This window comes from Okeania sp. SIO2F4 (genome assembly GCF_010672385.1).
Classification (GTDB): domain Bacteria; phylum Cyanobacteriota; class Cyanobacteriia; order Cyanobacteriales; family Microcoleaceae; genus Trichodesmium.
In genome coordinates this window covers 1-5,264 of sequence record NZ_JAAHGT010000688.1, presented here as the reverse complement: position 1 = coordinate 5,264, position 5,264 = coordinate 1, and the positions used below count along the sequence as shown (strand labels likewise).

General features: G+C 38.9%; 4 protein-coding genes and 1 pseudogene. 2 read left to right on the top strand and 3 right to left on the bottom strand.

Annotation, left to right across the window (positions count from 1 at the left end; genetic code table 11):
• The 3 genes and pseudogenes from F6K22_RS30535 to F6K22_RS30525 form a co-directional block, all read right to left on the bottom strand.
• Positions 1-1,068 (bottom strand): annotated as a pseudogene (locus tag F6K22_RS30535) (citrate synthase); the annotation flags it as partial.
• A 97-nt stretch (positions 1,069-1,165) separates the two neighbouring features.
• Positions 1,166-1,666: a phosphohistidine phosphatase SixA gene (gene sixA / locus F6K22_RS30530; protein ID WP_293106873.1), complete on the bottom strand. Its 501-nt coding sequence runs from the start codon at positions 1,664-1,666 to the stop codon at positions 1,166-1,168.
• A 352-nt stretch (positions 1,667-2,018) separates the two neighbouring features.
• Positions 2,019-2,516, bottom strand: a complete 498-nt coding sequence (locus F6K22_RS30525; protein ID WP_293106870.1) for an HNH endonuclease — start codon at positions 2,514-2,516, stop codon at positions 2,019-2,021.
• A 231-nt stretch (positions 2,517-2,747) separates the two neighbouring features.
• Here F6K22_RS30525 and alr point away from each other — a divergent pair, with 231 nt between their 5' ends.
• Both alr and F6K22_RS30515 read left to right on the top strand, forming a co-directional pair.
• Entirely contained in the window at positions 2,748-3,959 is a 1,212-nt protein-coding gene (alr, locus tag F6K22_RS30520; protein ID WP_293106867.1) for an alanine racemase, read from the top strand.
• Positions 3,960-4,556: 597 nt separating this feature from the next.
• The coding region (locus F6K22_RS30515) for a tetratricopeptide repeat protein (protein WP_293106864.1) at positions 4,557-5,264 on the top strand (708 nt) is incomplete at its 3' end.

Genomic DNA, 5,264 nt, shown 5'->3' with positions numbered 1-5,264 from the left:
TAGCTGCCAATTGCTCTTTCCAGTGAGCTAACCAACCAGCTACACGACAATAGCAAATATTGGTGTAAATAAATCACTAGATATTCCTAATTTTCGATAAACAAGACCAGAGTAAAAGTCCACATTTGGGTAAATACCTTTATGGCCTAGTTTTTCATCTACAACCTTTTCCATCTCCAAAGCGATTTCATAATATTTGTCGTAGCCAAACTTGTCAAATAATTCTACTGCTAGTTGCTGAAGGATAATTGCTCTTGGGTCCTTCACTTTATAGACTCGGTGACCAAAACCCATAATTTTTGCCTTAGTCTCAAAACATTTTTCTAGATATGGTCTAACATTTTCTACCGAACCAATTTCAGATAACATACTAATTACATCTTCATTTGCTCCTCCATGTAGTGGTCCTGCGAGAGTTCCCACTGCTGAAGCTATAACTCCGTAGGGATCCGTCAAGGTAGAAGAAGTTACCATTGCGGAGAATGTAGAAGCATTAATAGTATGTTCAGCATGGAGAGTCAGACAAACATCAAATACTTTTGCTGCTAATGGATCGGGTTCCCGTTCATTTAGCATATATAAGAAGTTGGCTGCATAGTCCAAATCATCTCTTGGCTGTACAGGATCGTTACCATGACGCATCAACTCAAAGGCAGCTACCATGGTAGGGATTTTGGCCAGTAGCCTGACTACTGCTGTCCTAATATATTCTGGGTTATCAAGAGCACGACGAGAATAAAATAAACCCAGAGCTGCTGCTGAAGTCTGTAGAGCATCCATAGGATGTCCAGTTTCTGGGAAACATTTCATCATGTCCCGAATTCTATATTTGATTCTTCTATGATAGCGAATGTCATGCTCAAAGATTTCCAATTCTTCTTTGCTAGGAAGATAGCCCCAAATCAACAAATATGCTGTTTCGAGAAAAGAACTCTTTTTTGCCAATTCTTCAATATTAATGCCTCGGTATTCCAATATGCCTTTTTGTCCATCGACGTAGCTGACACTTGATTGGGTAGCGGGAACACCTTCTAAACCAGGCTTAAATTCTATGCAGACGACGGACATGACGATCCCCTTTACTTAGATATGAATATACTCAAGCTACATTATCAAGTAGTTTAGTTGTGTTGTTGTTTTAACAATAAAATATTAATAATTTTGGTTAATCCAGTATAAATCTTGGCGGTGTCAACCAAAACATTTGACTATTGCCTACTGGTGAACCAACTGACCCTAAGGAAACACCTATCACGCCAGCTTTTTTAAGTATTAATACTTGCCTAGCTTCTCCCCATATCAGAATTTCTGCCCAGTTTGCTAAGTCTGGTTGATGGCCTACCAAGGCTAATTCTCTATTTGCTTGAGGTTGCCATGTTTCTAGCCATTGTAGCCAGAGATTAATATCTCCACCAGGAGCTAGAGGTGAAAATTCTTCTACTTTGGAACTTAATTTATTAGCTTGAAAAATTTTAGCTGTTTGATTTGCTCTAACTAAGGGACTGGTGAGAATTAGATTGAAATGAAGACCTAGTTGTTTGAATTTTTGAGCAATTTTGTGAGTTTTGCGATCGCCTACTTCTGTCAAAGGACGTTCTGCATCTGTGACATAGTTTTCTGCATCAGCGGCTATACCGTGACGAATGAAATAAACATTTGTACTCATAAATCACTATTATACCCATCTTTAGTTTGATTATCACTTTACTGTAGAAAAGTCAACCTTTACAGGTACAAAGCAGGTACAAAGAGTTAATAAATAGGGTTATTTGAATGAAAACCCTGACATTGACATCATCCCGATGCTGCACTTGCGTGACAGCGAGGGATTCCTAACCATCGCTGATTAGGGTTTCTGCTGCCTCTTTAAGGGGAAAAAAGAAAAAATTTTTCATGATTAGTCAATCCTATCCGTTTTCAAGAAGAGGTAATTATTAATTATTAATTATTAATTATTAATTGTTGAAAGATAGGTATTTTCGATACAAAAAAACCCTGCACTCAGATGGGCAGGGTTTTCACAGACCAATCACATATTTTTGCCATTCTTTGTTGTTACCACTTTTAACGTGTTTAGTCAATTCAAAGTAAAGGCCACTATGGGGTTTTCGAGGCGGATAACGCAAAGTCATATTAGCCTCTCTTGGGGTACGACTTCCTTTTCGTACATTGCACCGAACACAAGCAGTCACAAGGTTTTCCCAAGTATCACCACCACCACGCGATCGCGGTACTACATGATCTAAGGTCAAATTATCACCCTTATAATCACAGTATTGACAAGAATGACCATCTCGGTGCATAATATTTCGGCGCGTCAAAGGAATGTCTTTGTAAGGAACTCGGACATAGTACCGCAGTCGGATGACTGTAGGTAGGGGAATATCAGGGAGGATATATACCCCGTTGTGTTCAATCTGCTCCGCTTTACCTTTGAGCAACAAGACGATCGCTCGTCGCCAACTCGTGATATTGAGCGGTTCGTAAGAAGCGTTCAACACTAAAACATTGGCCATTGATATTTCTGAAAAGAGAATATTTTCTCAGATATTAGCACAATTGACATTTTTAGGGACAAAAGTTTAGATTTAAGCAGTTTTTCACCAAATTTATTAGGTGAAAAAATATCTTTTTTTATTTTTTTAAAAATAATCTTTTTGATTTCCTATATACAACCTGATTTTGTAAATTTGGGCAGTAGATTATTTAATAAATAAAAAATTTAACTTATTGAGGAGTGAGTGAAAATGTTGAGCTGGGAAAATACCTCTTTTAAAACTCTGGCAACAGAAAGTTTAAATCAGGGAGCAATAGAAAGTGATGTTTATGGAGGTATTTGTCAAAGAGCATGGGTAGAAATTAACGATTCGGCATTGACCTATAATGTTCGACAGCTTAAGAGTCTTTTATCAGCTAAAACTCAATTAATGGGAGTAGTAAAAGCGGATGCTTATGGACATGGAGCGTGTAAGGTATCTCAGACTATTTTAGAAGCTGGTGCAGATTGGTTGGCAGTGGCAACAGTTCCAGAAGGAATAGAATTAAGGTTAGCTGGAATTGAAGCACCAATTTTAATTTTAGGAGCAACAGATAGACCAGAACAAATTCAAGCGATCGCTCACTGGCAACTACAACCAACTATTTGTACGCCTCAACAAGCTTTAGTTTTCTCAGAAACTCTTTCCTATTACACTCAAGCAATGCCAATACATCTCAAGTTGGATACAGGAATGTCTCGTTTGGGAACACCTTGGCAACAAGCAGTAGAATTTGTACAATTTGTGCAGGGGTTACCAAATTTAAAAATTGCTAGTATTTATTCTCATTTCGCTACAGCAGATAACTTAGACCAGACAGTGATGAGACAACAGCATGAAAGGTTTGAGGAAGCAATAGGTTTGTGTGGTATTAGAGGAAAGGGTTTTTCTGGTGATGTACGACTTCATTTAGCTAACTCGGCAGCAACTTTAACTGACTCTGCTTTGCACTACGATATGGTGAGGGTAGGTTTAGCTATTTATGGTCTGTATCCAGCACCTCATCTACAGGAGAAAATTGACTTAAAACCAGCAATGCAAGTAAAAGCTAGAGTAACACAAGTCAAAACTATTGAAGCAGGTACTGGTGTTAGTTATGGTTATCAGTTTATTGCTCCAAAGCAGATGCGTTTAGCAGTGGTGGGTATTGGTTATGCTGACGGTGTACCTCGTAACCTTTCTAATAAGATGAAAGTCATTGTGCGCGATCGACTAATTCCACAAGTGGGAGCTATTACAATGGATCAGTTGATGTTGGATGTGAGTGCTATTCCCGATCTAGAAACAGGTGAAGTGGTAACTTTATTGGGAGAAGTTGGTAAAAATCAAATTTCTGCTGAAGACTGGGCAAATACTTTAGGAACTATTTCCTGGGAAATTCTTTGTGGTTTTAAGAATAGGTTGCCTCGTGTAGCAGTTTAGAAATATTTGGTAGAAAATTCCTGCATAGTAATGGACATAAAATGTTGTCCGCAGCGAGGTGGTAGTCAAACAAGTTAATCTTCAACAGAAAGCATAAACTTAGCCGAAGCAATCTCATAATAACTAGAAAGATTGCTTCGGGGGGTTTAACGTTGAGCAGACAAAAATAATTGCTTTTGCCGTCCCCCTTGCAATGACGTAAAATGTTGTCCGCACCTCGGCGGTGGTCAAACAAGTTAATCTTCAACAGAAAGCATAAACTTAGCCGAAGCAATCTCATAATAACTAGAAAGATTGCCACGGGGGGTTTAAGGTTGAACAAAGTCAAATAATTGCTTTTGGCGTCCCCCTCGCTGCGGACGTAATCAAAACTCTAATATTGTCCGCACCTCGGCGGTAGTTAAACAAGTTAATCTTCAACAGAAAGCATCAAGTTAGCCGAAGCCATCTCATAATTTGAGAGATTGCCACGGGGGGTTTAATGTTGAACAAGGGAAAATAATTGGTTTTCCCGCCCCCCTCGCTGCGGACGTAATCAACTAACTAATGACTGATAACTGAAACTGCATATCTTCCTGGAAACTAGAAATATAATAGATGAAAATTTCTAGTTGTGAGGCAAGGGTTAAATCTATGGTTGCTCCTAAGAGATGGTTGTCTATTCTAAGTGTTAATAGTCTGATGTTATTTAATGTCAGTTTTCCTGTATTAATGTTGCCTAATATTGTTAATGGGGCAGAAGTTATTGTTCAGACAGACAAGAGTGCTGAGGCAGAAAGATTATTGCAACAGGGATTAGAACTATTAAAACAAGGAACAGCAGAATCTTGGAGACAAGCTATAGCTAAATTGGAAGAGGCACTATTACTATATACGAAAATGGGCAACCTGGGTGGAGAAGCAGCTACACTTATTGGTATTGGTCGTGTCTACGATGGCTTAGGAGAAAAACAGAAAGCGCTTAATTACTACCAGCAAGCTTCAGCTATAATACAACAACTACGCCCTGCCGAGGGCGTAGTTATGGCTCCTACCAATGCTGAGGCAGCAAGATTATTGAAACAGGGATTAGAGCTAAATAAGCAAGGCACAATAGAATCTCGGAGGCAAGCTATAACTAAATGGGAAGAAGCACTATTACTATATAGGAAAACGGGTAACCTGATTTGGGAAGCAAGCACTCTCAATAATATTGGTGGTATCTATAGTGAATTAGGAGAAAAGCAGAAAGCTCTCAATTACTACCAGCAAGCTTTACCTCTATTTCAGCAAGTAGGTAATAAAGGTGGGGAAGCAGGTGTTCTC